The sequence below is a fragment of the Niveispirillum fermenti genome (genome assembly GCF_048066175.1).
In the GTDB taxonomy this organism is placed as follows: Bacteria; Pseudomonadota; Alphaproteobacteria; order Azospirillales; family Azospirillaceae; genus Niveispirillum; species Niveispirillum fermenti.
Map to the genome: position 1 here is coordinate 332,016 of NZ_JBLTXA010000001.1, position 15,878 is coordinate 347,893.

16 protein-coding genes and 2 pseudogenes are annotated in these 15,878 nt (G+C 62.6%); 3 read left to right on the plus strand and 15 right to left on the minus strand.

Annotated features, from left to right (window positions below; genetic code table 11):
* The 5 genes from ACM9LZ_RS01485 to ACM9LZ_RS01505 all read right to left on the minus strand — a co-directional run bounded on the left by ACM9LZ_RS01485 (window position 1) and on the right by ACM9LZ_RS01505 (window position 4,232).
* The gene (locus tag ACM9LZ_RS01485) at window positions 1-282 is read right to left on the minus strand and encodes a VirB3 family type IV secretion system protein (protein WP_416617558.1); all 282 of its coding nucleotides are present in this window, start codon (window positions 280-282) and stop codon (window positions 1-3) included.
* A complete protein-coding gene (locus ACM9LZ_RS01490) occupies window positions 282-614 on the minus strand; it encodes a TrbC/VirB2 family type IV secretion system protein (protein WP_021696279.1) in 333 nt (110 codons plus the stop codon). Before ACM9LZ_RS01490 ends, ACM9LZ_RS01485 begins: the two co-directional genes overlap by 1 nt.
* Window positions 611-1,606, minus strand: a complete 996-nt coding sequence (gene trbB, locus ACM9LZ_RS01495) for a P-type conjugative transfer ATPase TrbB (protein ID WP_416617559.1) — start codon at window positions 1,604-1,606, stop codon at window positions 611-613. The genes ACM9LZ_RS01490 and trbB overlap by 4 nt, the downstream gene beginning before the upstream one ends.
* A gap of 147 nt (window positions 1,607-1,753) precedes the next feature.
* On the minus strand, window positions 1,754-2,233 hold the full coding sequence (locus ACM9LZ_RS01500; protein WP_171009991.1) for a CopG family transcriptional regulator: 480 nt from the start codon (window positions 2,231-2,233) through the stop codon (window positions 1,754-1,756).
* Window positions 2,234-2,243: 10 nt separating this feature from the next.
* A complete protein-coding gene (locus tag ACM9LZ_RS01505; protein WP_416617560.1) occupies window positions 2,244-4,232 on the minus strand; it encodes a conjugal transfer protein TraG in 1,989 nt (662 codons plus the stop codon).
* 269 nt (window positions 4,233-4,501) lie between these two features.
* Here ACM9LZ_RS01505 and ACM9LZ_RS01510 point away from each other — a divergent pair, with 269 nt between their 5' ends.
* Both ACM9LZ_RS01510 and fabF read left to right on the plus strand, forming a co-directional pair.
* Window positions 4,502-5,011: a winged helix-turn-helix transcriptional regulator gene (locus ACM9LZ_RS01510; RefSeq protein WP_174835064.1), complete on the plus strand. Its 510-nt coding sequence runs from the start codon at window positions 4,502-4,504 to the stop codon at window positions 5,009-5,011.
* A gap of 4 nt (window positions 5,012-5,015) precedes the next feature.
* Window positions 5,016-6,278: a beta-ketoacyl-ACP synthase II gene (gene fabF, locus ACM9LZ_RS01515; RefSeq protein WP_416617561.1), complete on the plus strand. Its 1,263-nt coding sequence runs from the start codon at window positions 5,016-5,018 to the stop codon at window positions 6,276-6,278.
* Window positions 6,279-6,356: 78 nt separating this feature from the next.
* On the opposite strand, the pseudogene ACM9LZ_RS01520 reads toward fabF, so the two are convergent.
* From ACM9LZ_RS01520 to tet(G), 3 genes and pseudogenes are all read right to left on the minus strand, one after another.
* A pseudogene (locus ACM9LZ_RS01520) lies at window positions 6,357-6,573 on the minus strand (DUF3363 domain-containing protein); the annotation flags it as partial.
* Window positions 6,543-7,529: a LysR family transcriptional regulator gene (locus tag ACM9LZ_RS01525; RefSeq protein ID WP_465122999.1), complete on the minus strand. Its 987-nt coding sequence runs from the start codon at window positions 7,527-7,529 to the stop codon at window positions 6,543-6,545. The gene ACM9LZ_RS01525 and the pseudogene ACM9LZ_RS01520, both read right to left, overlap by 31 nt.
* Window positions 7,530-7,545: 16 nt before the next feature.
* Complete coding sequence (gene tet(G) / locus ACM9LZ_RS01530) at window positions 7,546-8,724, minus strand: tetracycline efflux MFS transporter Tet(G) (RefSeq protein WP_416617563.1); 1,179 nt, start codon at window positions 8,722-8,724, stop codon at window positions 7,546-7,548.
* A 104-nt stretch (window positions 8,725-8,828) separates the two neighbouring features.
* Between tet(G) and tetR the strand changes: the two genes are divergently transcribed.
* Window positions 8,829-9,455, plus strand: coding sequence for a tetracycline resistance transcriptional repressor TetR (tetR, locus tag ACM9LZ_RS01535; protein ID WP_416617564.1), 627 nt, complete (start codon window positions 8,829-8,831; stop codon window positions 9,453-9,455).
* 244 nt (window positions 9,456-9,699) lie between these two features.
* Here the strand turns inward: tetR and floR are convergent, their stop codons facing one another.
* The 7 genes and pseudogenes from floR to ACM9LZ_RS01570 form a co-directional block, all read right to left on the minus strand.
* The gene (floR, locus tag ACM9LZ_RS01540; protein WP_416617565.1) at window positions 9,700-10,914 is read right to left on the minus strand and encodes a chloramphenicol/florfenicol efflux MFS transporter FloR; all 1,215 of its coding nucleotides are present in this window, start codon (window positions 10,912-10,914) and stop codon (window positions 9,700-9,702) included.
* A gap of 218 nt (window positions 10,915-11,132) precedes the next feature.
* The gene (locus tag ACM9LZ_RS01545; RefSeq protein ID WP_416617639.1) at window positions 11,133-12,365 is read right to left on the minus strand and encodes a DUF3363 domain-containing protein; all 1,233 of its coding nucleotides are present in this window, start codon (window positions 12,363-12,365) and stop codon (window positions 11,133-11,135) included.
* Between the two features lie 168 nt (window positions 12,366-12,533).
* Window positions 12,534-13,187 (minus strand): annotated as a pseudogene (locus tag ACM9LZ_RS01550) (relaxase/mobilization nuclease domain-containing protein); the annotation flags it as partial.
* A 313-nt stretch (window positions 13,188-13,500) separates the two neighbouring features.
* On the minus strand, window positions 13,501-14,433 hold the full coding sequence (locus tag ACM9LZ_RS01555) for a lytic transglycosylase domain-containing protein (protein ID WP_416617566.1): 933 nt from the start codon (window positions 14,431-14,433) through the stop codon (window positions 13,501-13,503).
* Window positions 14,430-14,765: a DUF736 domain-containing protein gene (locus tag ACM9LZ_RS01560; protein ID WP_174835053.1), complete on the minus strand. Its 336-nt coding sequence runs from the start codon at window positions 14,763-14,765 to the stop codon at window positions 14,430-14,432. Before ACM9LZ_RS01560 ends, ACM9LZ_RS01555 begins: the two co-directional genes overlap by 4 nt.
* Window positions 14,766-14,801: 36 nt before the next feature.
* Window positions 14,802-15,347, minus strand: a complete 546-nt coding sequence (locus tag ACM9LZ_RS01565; protein WP_416617567.1) for a S26 family signal peptidase — start codon at window positions 15,345-15,347, stop codon at window positions 14,802-14,804.
* Window positions 15,344-15,862 (minus strand): DUF2840 domain-containing protein, encoded by a 519-nt coding sequence (locus tag ACM9LZ_RS01570; protein ID WP_416617568.1) that lies wholly within the window; start codon window positions 15,860-15,862, stop codon window positions 15,344-15,346. Before ACM9LZ_RS01570 ends, ACM9LZ_RS01565 begins: the two co-directional genes overlap by 4 nt.
* Between the last annotated feature and the right edge of the window lie 16 nt (window positions 15,863-15,878).

Here is a 15,878-nt window from a genome sequence, read left to right on the forward strand (position 1 = left end):
TCACGCCGCCAGATGGCCGGGGATGCGCAGATGCCTACGCCCGACCTCGACGAATTGGGGATCGCGCTTCGCCGCCCATACGGCTGCGAAATGGCCGATGGCCCAAATGGCGATGCCGACCAGCCAGAGGCGCAGGCCGAGGCCAACGGCCCCGGCCAGCGTTCCGTTCAGAATCGCGATGGAGCGCGGTGCGCCGCCGAGCAAAATATGCTCGGTCAGCGCCCGGTGGACCGGGATCGAGAAACCCGGCACCGCGTCGAGCTGTTCGAGTCCGCCCGCCATCAAACGAGCGCCCCGCCGCCGAAGGAGAAGAACGACAGGAAGAAGCTCGATGCGGCGAACGCGATGGACAGGCCGAAAACGATCTGGATCAGGCGACGGAAGCCGCCGCTGGTATCGCCGAACGCGAGGGTCAGGCCCGTCACGATGATGATGATGACGGCGATGATCTTGGCGACCGGCCCCTCAATGGACTGGAGGATTTGCTGCAAGGGCTGTTCCCACGGCATCGACGAACCGGACGCATGGGCGGCCGGGGCGAGCATGAGGCTGATGGCAAGGGTGGATGCGGCGGTCGCGGCGAAGCGATAGCCGCGCGTGAGCGTGCGGATCATGAAGATTCTCCTGTGCTGGTGGGGATTGTCGAAGGGATGGGATGCCTGATGCGGTAGTCGCCGTCCGGCCCCAGCCCCTCGACGCGGGCAAGCTCGGCGAGCCGGCGCGCGGAACCGCGCCCGGAAAGGACGGCAACAAGGTCGATAGTCTCGGCGATGAGTGCGCGCGGGACGGTGACGACAGCCTCTTGGATGAGCTGTTCAAGGCGACGAAGCGCGCCGATGCCAGTGCCGGCGTGAATGGTGCCGACGCCGCCCGGATGACCCGTTCCCCATGCTTTGAGCAGGTCGAGGGCTTCGGCACCGCGCACCTCGCCAATGGGAATACGGTCGGGGCGCAGGCGCAGCGAGGAACGGACCAGATCGGAAAGCGTCGCCACGCCGTCTTTCGTCCGCATGGCGACAAGGTTGGGCGCGGCGCATTGCAGCTCGCGCGTGTCCTCGATGATGACGACGCGATCCTGCGTCTTTGCCACCTCGGCGAGCAGCGCGTTGGTCAGCGTGGTCTTGCCGGTGCTGGTGCCGCCTGCCACCAAGATATTGGCGCGGGCTGCGACGGCTTCGCGCAGCGTTTCCGCCTGCTCGGCGGACATGATGCCCGCCGCCACATAGTCGTCGAGCGTGAACACCGCGACGGCGGGTTTGCGGATGGCGAAGGCCGGCGCGGCGACCACGGGCGGCAGAAGCCCCTCGAACCTCTCGCCACTTTCCGGCAGTTCGGCCGAGACGCGCGGGCTGCGGGCATGAACCTCCGCGCCGACATGATGGGCGACCAGCCGCACGATGCGTTCGCCATCGGCGGCGGACAGCCGTTCGCCCGTGTCGGAAAGTCCTTCGGACAGGCGGTCCACCCAAAGGCGGCCGTCCGGGTTCAACATCACCTCGACCACGGCCGGGTCTTCGAGCAGCCGGGCGATTGCGGGGCCGAGCGCGGTGCGCAACATGCGCGCGCCGCGCTGGATCGCTTCCTGTCTGTGGTGGTTGGTGGTCATGTCGGCCCCGGCTTTCTGGCGGGGCGCAACAGGCGGTCCCCGGATCGGGGTCGATTAAGAAAGCCCGGAATTGGGCCGGTTCAACAAGTATCTAGCTGCGTGCGGTGATCGGCGGCGAACGGCGGTAAATAGGATGGGTCCGAATACTTACTCTTGATCGCCGTTGCTCTCGGACTCGTCCGGCAACGGATCGTCGGGAAGTGAGTCGAGGTCGCGCGACAGCTCTTTGAGGAACCTGTCGCCGGTCGCCAGACGCCGGCCGAGATTCTGCATGAAGCCCTCGAACCGCTCCGCGCCTTTGGCACGGGCAGCGGATTGTGCGGCTCCCGTGAGCGGCGGGGTGATCGTCATCCAGAAATGGATGAACTGCGCGACCGTCTCGCCGAGGACGGCGAGATCTAGGTCGAGCGTGTCGATCTGGCGGCCGAGCTTGTCCAAGCGGCGCGACATGGCGGCTTCAAGCTGGTCGTCGGCATCGCCGGACAGGTAGGACATGACCGCCGCCTCCACGATGGCGGATTTCGAGACATTGCGGCGCAGCGCCACCGAGCGGCGCAGCGCCATCGCCTCGATCTGCGGAATGAGCGCGGGGTCGAAATAGATATTCAGGCGGGTGCGTGTGGTCATGGGCGTGTCCTCAAAGCTCGATTCCATCATCGGGGTTCAGCGCCACCTGCCGCGCGACCATCCTCATGCGCTGGCGCATGGCGCGGGCCTTGGCCGCGTCAACGTCTGGCTCGTCGTCCAGAAACTCGAACTCCTGTTCGGGCGGCTGCACCGACGCGACGATTTCCTCATGCTCCGGCAATTCCGGCTCGCGGCGGATGCCGGCATTGGCGGGATCGCCCTCGGCCCCGTCTGCCGCGACCGTCGCGGAACGATTTTCCGCCGCAACCACGCGGCCGGACCAGTCATCGGCGGATGGGCTGGGCGCCAGCGGAGCGGCGACCAGATCGGGCGGGGTCAGGATGCGTTCCTGAAACCGCGCATCCTCGTAGTAGCGGGCCTTGGTCGCGCGGACCGGCGGCGTGCCCGCCACCATGACGATTTCGTCCGTTGGCGGAAGCTGCATGATCTCGCCCGGCGTGAGCAGCGGCCGGGCCGTCTCCTGCCTCGACACCATCAGATGCCCGAGCCACGGGGCTAATCTGTGCCCGGCATAGTTGGTGGAATCGCGCAACTCAGTCGCGGTGCCGAGTGCATCGCTCACCCGCTTGGCGGTGCGTTCGTCGTTCGTGGCGAAGCTGACGCGAACATGGCAGTTGTCGAGAATGGCGTTATTCGGCCCATAAGCGCGTTCAATCTGGTTGAGGCTCTGCGCGATCAGGAAGCCTTTGATGCCGTAGCCCGCCATGAAGGCGAGCGCCGATTCAAAGAAGTCGAGCCGGCCGAGCGCCGGAAACTCGTCCAGCATCAACAGCAAGCGATGGCGCTTGCTGGAGGTGGTCAATTCCTCGGTCAACCGCCTGCCGATCTGGTTGAGGATCAGGCGGATGAGCGGCTTGGTGCGGTTTATGTCGGACGGCGGCACGACCAGATAGAGCGTGACGGGCTGGCGGCTGCCGACCAGATCGGCAATGCGCCAGTCGCAGCGCGCCGTCACCCGCGCCACCACCGGATCGCGGTAGAGGCCGAGAAACGACATAGCGGTGGACAGCACGCCGCTGCGCTCGTTCTCGCTCTTGTTCAACAGCTCGCGGGCCGACGACGCGATCACGGGATGAACGCCAGCCTCGCCGAGATGCGGCGTATCCATCATGGCGCGCAAGGTCGCCTCGACCGGGCGGCGTGGATCGGACAGGAAGTTGGCGACGCCTGCCAGCGTCTTGTCCTTCTCCGCATAGAGAACATGCAGGATCGCGCCGACAAGCAGGCTATGGCTGGTCTTTTCCCAATGGTTGCGCTTGTCGAGGCTGCCTTCGGGATCGACCAGAATATCCGCGATATTCTGAACGTCCCGAACCTCCCATTCGCCCTGTCTCACCTCTAGCAACGGGTTGTAGGCGGACGATCTGGCGTTGGTCGGATCGAACAGCAGGACGCGGCCGTGCTTCGCCCGGAAGCCGGCTGTCAGCGTCCAGTTTTCCCCTTTTATGTCGTGGACGATGGCGGATGCGGGCCATGTCAGCAGCGTCGGCACCACCAATCCGACACCTTTGCCGCTCCGGGTCGGGGCGAAGCATAGGACATGCTCGGGACCGTCATGGCGCAGATAGTCTTGGGTATGACGGCCGAGCACCACGCCATCGGGGCCGAGCAACCCCGCCGCGCGGATTTCCCGATCCTCGGCCCATCGCGCCGATCCATATGTGGCGACGTTGCGTGCTTCCCGCGCCCGGATGATCGACATGAAGATGGCGGCGGCGATGGCGAGGAAGCCGCCCGATACCGCGATGATGCCGCCCTCGACGAAGATCGCGGGCGCGTAGGCGTCGAACGAAAACCACCACCAGAAAAACGCGGGCGGATAATAGACCGGCAGACCCGCCAGCTCGAACCATGGCGCTCCAAGCTGCGGCTGGAAGCCGAGGCGAAACGCCGTCCATTGCGTCGCTGCCCACACCATCACCAGAACGATGGTGAAGACGACAGCGATTTGGCCCCAAAGGATTCGTCCTCCGCGCAATGCAGGCTCCAGTCGGCAAAAGAGACGGAGCCGATCAGAGAGTAGGCAAAATTGGGACAGGCAACAGGAAAGGGGCTGCGGGAGGGCTGCCGGATACTATCGGCGGCAAATAGGACGGGTTGCCTTCACCGCCATCCGGCCGGGTGATCGCCGCTGCGCAACTGGCGGGGCGAATCGCCGCAACGGACGCATTGGATGGCCCTCGCGTCATGTCGCCGCTGTCATAGATGTAACTTGCATAATAGAAGTTACATCATTATGGATGTGCCATGCAACGAACAAGCTTTCTGTCATCCGAATGTCCCGCAGCCCGAGCGCTGGAAAGCGTCGGTGACTGGTGGAGCATCTTGATCCTGCGAGACGCCTTCCAAGGGTTGAGCAAATTCGATGAATTCGAGAAAAACCTCGGAATTTCCGCGAACATTTTGGCGAGGCGATTGAAGCATCTCACGGCGGAAGGACTGTTTGAAAGGCGACGATACAATGATCATCCGCCTCGATTTGAATACGTCCTTACCGACAAGGGGCGAGATTTTTATCCGGTAGCAATCGCCCTGTTTGCATGGGGGAACCGGAACCTTGCGCCCAATGAAATAGCCATGCGCCTTGGAGACAAGAAAACCGGATGGGAGAGGACCGCCGTTATCATCGACGCGAATACAGGAGAAGCAATCACTCCTGAAAACACCGTTCTTCTGGCAGGCCCCGCCGCAACAGAGGAAACGATGCGCGTCATAAATCGCGTGAAGCAAATAAGCTCAGAAAAAGAAACGGAATAATCCAATGCGCCGAATTGTTGTAACCGGCATGGGTTTAGTTGGCCCTCTTGGTTCTGGCATCGAAACAAGCTGGAAAAGACTTCTCGACGGGAAATCGGGAATCAGGAGTTTGCCCGATGAAATTTCCAACGATCTACCGGTGAAAATCGGCGGACTCGTTCCTAGCCTGATTGAAGATTCCGAAGCCGGTTTTGATCCCGACTTGATCGTTGACACAAAGGATCAACGAAAAATGGATCGCTTCATTGTGTTTGCACTTGCGGCCGCGAAGGAGGCTCTTGAAACGGCGGGATGGCATCCCACCAGCGACTACGAACGTGAGCGCACGGCGACAGTTATCGCCTCTGGTATAGGCGGGTTTCCTGCTATCGCTTCGGCAGTTCGCATAACGGATACACGGGGAGCACGGAGGCTCTCACCGTTTACCGTGCCATCGTTTCTTGCCAACCTCGCGGCAGGACAGGTTACCATCAGGCATGGATTTACAGGTCCTATTGGCACGCCTGTAACCGCCTGCGCCGCTAGCGTTCAGGCCGTCGGCGACGCCGCGCGGTTGATACGCTCCAACGAGGCCGACATCGCTCTGTGCGGCGGGGCAGAGGCATGCATTGACAAGGTTAGTCTCGGGGCATTTGCTGCCGCGCGAGCACTATCCACCGGCTACAATACTACCCCGGAACTGGCGTCGAGGCCGTTCGACGCCGGGCGCGATGGTTTCGTAATGTCCGAAGGGGCGGGTCTGATCGTCATAGAGGAATTGGAACATGCCCTCGCTCGGGGTGCCAAGCCCATAGCCGAATTGGTAGGATACGGCACTACCGCTGATGCACACCATATGACTGCCGGTCCAGAGGACGGTCGAGGTGCGGCCCGTGCGATGAAAATCGCGCTCCAGAGTGCCGGGTTGAAGCCAGACGATATTCAGCATTTGAACGCTCATTCGACCTCCACCCTCGTAGGGGATCGTGGAGAAATAGCGGCGATAAAATCCGTTTTTGGCAATCATGACGTGGCGGTAAGCGCCACGAAATCGGCGACCGGACACTTACTTGGTGCCGCAGGCGGCATTGAGGCGATTTTCACGATACTCGCCCTACGGGATCAAATCGCTCCCCCAACGAGAAATTTAGCAAACCCCGATCCTGCGGTCGCAGGTATCGACCTCGTTCATCAATCTTCACGTCCTATTGTCATGGAACATGCCATTTCCAACGGATTCGGCTTTGGCGGCGTTAATGCAAGTGTCGCTTTCCGGCGATGGCAGTAACAGTTCCTGACGGTGGCGGCTTATGCGACTACTTCGGTTCGCTATGATGTTGAGAGGAAGCCGAATATAGCGTTGATCCTATACCGCCAGTCCTATCTGCTCGCGCAACTGCCACGATACCGATCCACCCTGCATAATGCATGACCTCGCTGCCGAGCTGGCGGTTGATGACCTGTCTCCACGGGACAAGGGTGCATTTATGGCTCTTTTCAACCACAGCGAACTTGCTGCTGGATAATTGTACGGTGCCGATGGACTTGCAGCTCACGCCCTCGCTATCCGTGGCAGTACCGAATTCGTGCAGACCTGTCGGCCCATGTCGTTGGCGAGGCTGAGCAGGTTGCGAAGCGCCGTGCTGCGGTTGGACGGCGACCAGACAGCCGAGAAGGCGACCGGCTCCGGCTCGTCGGCGAAGGGCAAGAAGACAATGCCGGTTGACGGCAACAGCGCCGTGGCCGCACTGACGATGGTGATGCCGAAGCCCTGTCCGACCAAGGACAAAAGGGTGCCACGCCCCACGTCGAAGCGCAGGATCGACGGCGCAGGCCAGTGCTCGGCGTGGCGTAGCACGATATGGCTATGAACCTGCGGCCCAGTGCCGCCACGCCGGACAAGAAACGTCTCGCCTGCCAGATCGGGCCATGTGACGGCTGACCGCTTGGCGAGCGGATGTCGTTCCGGTAGCACCGCCAAGAGCGGTTCGGTCCATGTGCGACGGGAATGGCAGTCGGGTAGTTGGGGCGTGCCCGCGACGAACGCCACATCCAACCTGCCGGCGCGAAGCTGCACCACCGCTTCACGGGCTGGGCCTTCGGTGATTTCGACTTCAACGCCGGGGTGATCCTTGCGGTATCGGCCGATCAGCTTTGCTAGGAAGCTGCGGGGGATTAGGGCATGGATTCCGATGCGAAGCCGGCCGCTTTCTCCGGCTGCCGCCATGCCAGCGGTCTTAATCGCATGGTCCAATAGATCGACACCGGCCGCGATCCGCTCGACGAAGTGGCGACCGGCCTCGGTCAGTCGGACACCTCGTGCATGGCGCTCGAACAGGAGGATGCCAAGGTCTTCCTCCAGTGCCTTCACGCGCGCGCTGACGCTGGATTGCGCCACGCCGAGCGCATTGGCGGCGTGGCGGAAGTTCAGATATTCGGCGACGGCGAGAGTGTGAACTAAGGTCATCATCGGCACTCGCCCCGAGAGGAGATGATGGCTCAACGGATTTAATCCGTCATTCCCCGTAAGTCTACGCATACCAATTCGCCATGACTCAATCACAATGAGTTGCGAAAGGTCTGCGTAGTATTGGCAGACATATTAAATAGAGGATCACGCCGACAATCCAAACCCAACCGTTCCATGCTCCTATGGTAGCAGAATAGAGTGCCGTGAAGCCAAGCGGTCCCGCGATAGAGCTTAGATTGGTGAGGCTTGTAAGCGTTCCCTGTAAAGCTCCTTGCTTGTTACTGCTGACATTATTTGAAAGCATTGCCTGCAAGGCCGGCATGCCAACACCTCCGGCGGCAAGCAGCAACAAAATCGGGAACACCATCCATCCCTGCGTGGCAAAAGCCAGAAGAATGAAGCCAGTCGCATCCGCAGCCATGCCAAAGAGCAGCGTGCGCCGCTCTCCAAGCCGGCTTGAAAGCGGACCGGTAACAAACGCTTGGAAGATTGCATGTGTTGCTCCAAACGCCGCAAGCGACAAACCAACAGTCGTGGTGTCCCACTGAAAACGGTCCTCGCCATAGATGACCCACAGGGCCGCAGGCACTTGGCCGATCAGTTGAATAATGAAGAAAACTGCGAAAAGTGCAGCTAGCCCGCGCAATGTATCATCCAGCCGGAACAGAACGAATGGTTTGATACGAACCGGCTTTCCGGCCCCGCCATGGCTGTGATGAGTCTCCTTGAGAAAAATGTAGGCAAGCAGGAACGCGAAGCCGTTGAGAAGGGCAGCGGCGATAAACGGAGCATGGGCAGAAATACCACCGAGCATGCCACCAAGTGCTGGCCCGGCAATCATGCCTGCTCCATAACAGGCCCCCATGTAGCCGAACCAGCGTGCGCGAGAACCTTCCCCCGTCGAATCGGCAATGGTTGAGGCAGCTACGGCTCCGGTTGCTCCCGTGATGCCAGAAACGATTCGGCCGATATAGAGAACCCATAAGACCGGCGCTGATGCCATAATCGTGTAATCGACTGCGGCCCCCGCAAGAGAAGCCAGAAGCACCGGACGCCGACCGTAAGCATCTGAAAACTGTCCAAGCACGGGCGCGAAGATGACCTGCATCAACGCATAGAGTGACAGCAAAGCACCATAGTGACCAGCGACCTGCTCCGCCGGTACAAGCTCGCGCAGAAGCGTCGGAAGGACCGGCATGATGAGGCCGAGTCCCATGGCGTCGAGACTGACGATCAGCAGGGCGATGATGGCAGAGCTGCGCACCTGAAACTCCAGCGCCGCTCAATGCGAGCGACTTTATCAATGATAAGAACATAGACATAGAAATTATCGTTGATAAATTGTCAAGCACTGGCAGAGGAACGTGAATGACCAAACTGGACAAAGGCACCGTGATCGCAGCGGCGCTGGAGCTGCTGAACGAGGTTGGCATGGACAACCTGACGACGCGAAAGCTCGCTGAACGCCTCAAGGTTCAGCAGCCTGCGCTTTACTGGCATTTCCAGAGCAAGCGCGCGCTGCTTGACGCACTTGCGGAGGCGATGTTGACGGAACGCCACACCCGCTCGCTACCCGGAGAGAACGAAGACTGGCGGCTATTCCTGAAAGAGAACGCCCAGAGTTTCAGAACGGCGTTGCTCTATTATCGCGACGGGGCGCGCATCCATGCCGGCACTCGACCGACAGAACCGAATTTTGGCACTGCCGAGACACAAATACGCTTTCTCTGCGCGGCGGGCTTTGGTCCGAAGCACGCTGTTTGGGCGCTCCGGGCGGTCAGTCACTATGTGGTCGGTTCCGTTCTCGAACAGCAGGCATCTGATGCCGATGAGAGAATGTCGGACAGATCAGATGTGTCCGGGCAGGCAGCATCGTCCTTCCTGCACGATCTGTTTCACGAGTTGGAAACAGAAGGCATAGATGCTGCGTTCAACTTCGGACTTGACAGCCTCATCACCGGTTTCGAGCGGCTACGTTCATCCGCAATAGATTAAAGGCTTATGCGCGACCCCAGTGAGGTCGGCAAGAACGCTGGCGGCATTGCAGAAATGGGCTGGAAAAGTCGTGCTTCGTCTCGGTGGCGATATGACGATAGTTCAGACAACCGAGAAGGCGACCGGCTCTGACTCGCCGGCGCAGGGCATAATGAGCGGTATCCTGCCAGACAGGATACCGCCATTCGTAAGGCCGCGATGGCGAGTGCGCTGTATGGGTTCTAGCCGTCCTGCCGCTCGCCGGTCAGGCGACTGGCGATCTCTCGGCAGGAACGTTACGGGAGCGAAGTAGCACCAGACCCGTCAATACCAACACCGCCATCGTCGTCGCGTAACAGATCACGGGCCATGCTGTGTCACCGTTTATTAGCGTTACCGCCAATGTCCCGACGATGCTGACGATCAGGCTTTGGATGCAGAAGTAGAACGCGACCGCTGATCCCGCGATGTCATCAAACTGTGCAAGTGCGCCGTTGGCGGTAACGGACACTGTGAAGACAATTCCGACCGCTATAACCCACATCGGCAGGATGAAGCTGAGGAATGACGGCGAGCCGAAAAATTCACCCATCCCCAACAGAGCCGCCCCGCAAACGAGCAACGTCATCCCGCGCGCTACGCATCCCGCAATGCCCCATCTGGCGACAAAGGACTTCGCAAAACGGGTTGTCACGATCATGACGAACGCGACAGTGGCAAAGGCCAAGCTGAATCCGATCTCCGAATAGCCCGCTTGGCCTATGAGCACACGGGGGGCTGTCGAGAAGAAGACGAAGAAGGTGCCCATGCCCGCGCTAAAGCCGACCGTGTAAACCCAAAAGGCCGGGCTGGCGAAGATAGGCAAAACGGACCGGCGAGTCTTCGCTTCATCAAACGGGCGGGTTTCGTGCCACCTCAAACCAGCATTCAAGAGTGCGGGCAAAGCCAGTGCGGCCAGCGTGACGAATATCGCTCGCCATCCGAAAAACTCGCCGATCAACGCTCCAGCGATGGGACCAAGGGCGGGGACGAAGGCCAGCATCGAACTGAAAAGACCGTAGATGACGACACCCTCGGGGCGGCTGGCATAAACGTCGCGAACCGTCGCGAACGTCGCCACCAACGCCGCCGACGCGCCGACCGCTTGTAGCAAGCGAAACGCGACGAAGGTTGCGGCCGTTGACGACCATGCCGCTCCGAGAGAAGCAACGATGAAAAGCGCCCCGCCCGCAAGCAAGATCGGCCGTCGCCCGATGCGATCCGACATTGGGCCAAAGATCACCTGCCCCACGCCGAGCACAACCATGTAGAGGCTCAACGTGAGTTGGATCATGGATGGCGTCGTGTTCAGGATGCCAGGCATCGCTGGAACGACGGGGAGATAAATATCCATCGCCAGTGACGCGAGGATGTCGAAGGGAGCCATCAGCAGCAGGGCTGCCGGCAACGTATAGGCCCACGCGGGGCGTGTGATAGTCATGACGAATAAACCGCTCGATTAAGGATTCCGGGCGGCGTCTGCTCGTCAACAATCAGATTGGGATTGGTCTTACAGAACGCCGCAACAACAGTGTTTGTTGTTGCGGCTTACTTGTCTGCTGACTTAGCGGTTCCCATGCTGATAGCTCCACACTTGGCAATACGAGTATCTATCTCCTATCCGAATAGCGTCGGTGTCGCAACGCCGTTTCAGGTGCTCTAAAGTCCCAACCCCCTTTGCCGCCCCAACTGCCACGACACCGATCCGCCCTGCACGACGCCCATGACCTCGCGGCCGAGTTGGCGGTCGATGACCGGCCGCCACGGGACTAGCGTAAATTCATGGGATTGCTCGACCACGGCGAACTTGCCGCTTGATAGCTGCACGGTGCCGGTGAACTTGCCGCTGACGTTCTCGCCGTCCGTGGCGGCGCGGAACGGCAGTCCCTTGCTCTCGGCCATCTCTGCGCCGACGCGGGCAACCTCGCGCTCGCGCAGGGTGGCGAGAAGGCTGCGGCGGTAGAAGATGCGGCCGTTCCGCGCTCGGGTGGCGTCGCCCTGTTCGATGTGATGCTCGCGCCGCTGGTCCATGGCGTCGCGCACCTGCTGGCCGAAACCGACCGGAGCAAGGTCGGCCGTTTCGCCATGGATCAGCCGCCGGTCCAACCAGGTCGCGCCATCCGAACCGATCTGCCTTTGCAGATCGACCGGGGAAAGCACGCGCACGCTGGCCTGCCTGTCGCGGCCGGCGTCATAGACGGCGGCGCGGCTGACCAGATCATCGGGGATGCGCCATTGGTCGGTGTCGATCCGCTCGACGATCCCGGCCCGGCGCAGCGCCTCCAGTCGGCGGACATGGGCATCGACATAGCCCTCATAGTCGCCGCCCGGAACGCAGCCCTCGAATTTCGCCTGCTCCAGATGGCGGCTCGGCCGATAGATGCCGTCCTCGGCGATGGCCGTGATGGCGCGGTCGGACGGTCGGGCTGCCGCCTCGGCCGGGCCGATCTCGATGATGCCGCCAATGCGGGCATCCTCCAGCCGCTCGAGCGCGATGCCGGCGATGTGGTGCGTGCGGCCGTCGATCCCGTCCACTACGATTGTCAGGTTCTCTCCCAGCTCGTCAGATAGGTGTTTGTCCACGACGCGGCCAAAGATCGGCGTCTCGGGCACCCCGTCATGGATTTGGAAACTCATGGGATCGCGTTCGCCGCCCTGCGGGCCGAGGGCCTTCTGCATGGTGCGGATAATGTCGCCGCGCTCGCCCAACTCGCGCAGGGCCGGCTCCATGTCCTTGCTCAATTCCCAAACGGCGGGCGCGTGTTCGGTCGCCAGCCCCATCTTCTCCAGCTTGCCGAGACGGCGCAAACGCAGCGTCCGCTCGAACTGCCGCCTTGGCTCTGCCGGTTCATGGCGCAGGTCGAGGAAACGGGCATCGGCTTCCTCGGCCATGGCGCGGTCGATGCGGGTGAAACGGTCTTGGTCGATTTCGGCGGACAGCTTGCGGGTCTGCTCGATCTCGGTAACGGGGCCGAGTTCCAGACTGGCAAGCTCGCTGGCGCGCTCGCGCAAGCCGGCCGAAAGATAGTCGCCGTTGATGACTAGATCCCCGCCGGTATCGTCGCGGCCGTTGACGACGATATGCACATGGGGATGGCCGGTGTTGTAGTGATTGACGGCAACCCAATCGAGTTTCGTGCCAAGGTCCGCTTCCACCTGTTTCATGAAATCGCGGGTGTAGGCCGTGAGGTCCGACAGCTCCGCGCCGTCCTCGGGCGAGACGATGAATCTGAATTGGTGGCGGTCGTCCTTGCCGCGATCAAGGAAGGCGTCGCCATCGGCGCGGTCCTCGGTTGCCGAATAGAGCCGGCCGCGCTCGCCGTCGCGTGACGTGCCGTCGCGCTGCACATAGCGCAGATGCGCGCGGGCGCGTCCGCCCTTCCACGCGGCCCGGACGCTGCGCTGCTTGACGATCACGCGGCGGCTGCCGGGCTGGCGATGATGCCATTGGCCGGAGATGTTGCGGGCGCGGACGAAGCTCGCGCCCCGGCCGCGCTTCACGCCCTTGCCGCTGGCGACCACGGCGCGGGAACGGCCCGGCGATGACGGGCGGGCGGGTGACGGCATGGAAGGATCGCGGGAAGCTGCCGCCTGATGCTGGCGGGTGATCTTCTTGACCTGCGTGAGAAAACTCTTGGTCTTGCCGGCCTTCGGCGTGTCGGATCGGATGCCGCCGGGCTTCGGGCGGAAGCGGTTTTCGTCGTCGGCGCTCATGGGCGCGACTCCTGACGAAACCGCCGAAAAACGGCCGATATGGGCCTATGGTGCCGCTCGAAACCCTGCAAAGCCAAGGCTTTGCGCGAAATCGCGGCACGCGGCCCCTCAAAACCACGGTGCCGGAATCGGCAACCTAACCAGTGTGCAGACAACAATAATTTCCAGAAGCGGCCCGATATGGTGCCGTCTTCTTTAATCTTGCCCTCCGCCCTTTCTGCCTTTTCTGCCCCTCCTGCCGGGAATCCAGCCGGGCAAAAACCTGCCTGACTGGACACCGGAATGAGCGCCGCCGAGCGCGGGAACGCCGTCCTCATGGCGTTCCCGAACCGCTCGCGTCGGCGACGAAAATGCTGTCGCCCTGTGACTCCGTATCGACGGGATCGCGCACCGGAACGGTCGCGCGGCCGTCGCCGGATCGTGCGTCGGACGGCGGCGCGGCGACAGCCCGCGCGTCGCCCGGACGCATGACGAACAGCGGTGCCTCGCGCCAATCTGGCGGCGGCGGCGGTGCCGATGACGGCGGATCGGTTGCAGCCGCGCCGCCGAGGATCGGCGCGAGCGCGGCGACATAGGCCCGCGTTTCGGCCGGCAGGGTGCGGCCGGTCGCAAGGTATTCGTCATAGCGGCCGGGGCCGGCATTGTAGGCCGCGAGCATCGCCGCGACATTGCCGTAGCGGTCGAACATTTCGCGCAGGTAGGCCGTGCCTGCGAGGATGTTGTCGCGCGGGTCGTAGGGATCGCGGCCGAGGCCGTAGCGGACGCGCAGGCCCGCCCATGTATCGGGCATCACCTGAATCAGTCCCATCGCGCCGGCCGACGAAACCGCGCGCACATCGCCCGCGCTCTCGGCGCGTAGCACCGCAACGATCCAATGCTCCGGTATGCCGAAACGCTGCGACGCCTCGGCGATATGGGCTGCATAGGGATGGGCGGCAGCCGGGCGCTCGACGGACGCGGATTGCGCGACCGCGACGCCCGATCCGACGCAGACGGAAAGCGCGCCGGCCAGTATCAGGACGGCATAATGCCATGCAGTCCTGTCTCCGCTTCGACACCAGCCTGCCAGCGTGCTCGCTGCGGTCAAGGGCAAGGCGCAAGCGCCGGCCGATGGCCGCCCCTGACCTTCGCTGCGCGCGCCGGCCGTCCGGTGGCCGAGCGGGACGAAGGGATGAGACGGCTTTTCCGCGAACAAAGGGATGACGATCTTGGACCGAATGGCGGGCCGGACGCGCGCGGCCGTCATTCCTCGTCCTCGACTTTCCGGGGGTGCTTCCAACGCAGCGTCCAGACCGATGGATCGTCGTTGGACTGGAACAGCTTGGCGCGGATCGGGAACGGGAAGATCGGTCCCTCCAGCCGCAACGACACAAACTCGCCAGCGTTTTCGCTGGAGTCTTTCCATGCGGGGCCGGTGTCCGGGCCGTCCTCGCTATCGAGGCGCACGCGATAGTCGGGCGCGTTCTTCACGTCGCTCGGCTTGGCCGGAACGATGAACAGCTTATCGCGGAGGCCGAACGAATGTAGCTTCCCGGCATAGCCGGTTTCGGTGCGGGTGAAGGTGCCTATTTCTGCCATGGAAAATCTCCTGTGATTGGCTTTCGAGGGATGGTTTCAGTGCGTCGGTGCGCGCCACTCGTAGCGGCTGACGCCTTCCTCATCGGTCCAGAGCGGAACCGCTCGGCCGATGACGGAAGCTGCGGGGATGGGTCCGAAATAGCGGCCGTCGAGGCTGTCGCGGACTTCCCAATTCATAAGGAAAAGCTGGCCGTCGCCGATCACTCGGCAGCCCTGCCAGACGGGCAGATCGCGGCCGAGGCTGTCGCGCTCCAGCGCCTCGCCCATCTCGATCCCGTCAACCGTGATCGTGCGGCCAGTGCGGCAAACCCGCTGTCCCGGTAGGCCCAAGACGCGCTTCAACAGCGGGACGCCGCGCGCGATATAGCCGCGCTCGGACATGAAGGCGGCGAGCGGTTCGGGCGGCATGACGGCGACCAGCTCGGGCACCTCGATCCGCTCGGCCGGCTCGACCGTGTAGAAGCCGATGGGTGCGCTGGCCGTCGCGTTCCAGATGAGTTTCACGGGCCAATCGACGGCGCTGGCGGCGGCGATGCCGATGGCGGCGAGCGCCGTCACCGTGAGGGTGCGGCGGCGCGTCATGGCTCGATCCTTCGGCGGTGAAGCCACGCGGCATGTCGCTCGGGCGTGTAGGCGTGCGGCTCCAGATTGGCGGTCAAACGGTTGTGGACATGCCGCCAATACTCGGGTGCGGCGTCGGCTGGATCGAGGCCGAGCGATTCCACGGCGTCGATGGCGGCAAGCCCGCGCTGCACCTTCGGCCAACCGTCGAGGCGCAACAGGATTTCGCCGCCGGGGCGGACGAATGGCAATGTCTGGAACGGCTCGCCGCGCCCGATTGCCCGCACAATGTCGATGCGGGAAACGACCGTGCCATGCTCGCCGTTCGCCCATCGGACGAAGGCGAAGACGCTGCCCGGCGCGAAGCCGACGACACTCCGGCGGCGGTCGATGATCTGTTCGTAGCTCTTGCGGCCGAAGCGTATCCAGTGCTCGATGCGGCGCTTCTCGAACGTGAGTTCAACCAATGTCGTGAAGGGCGCAGGCCCGTCCGGCAGCGGACGGCCGTGCGCGCTGCGATGGGCGCGGCGGGTCATTGTGCGTCTCCGGCGA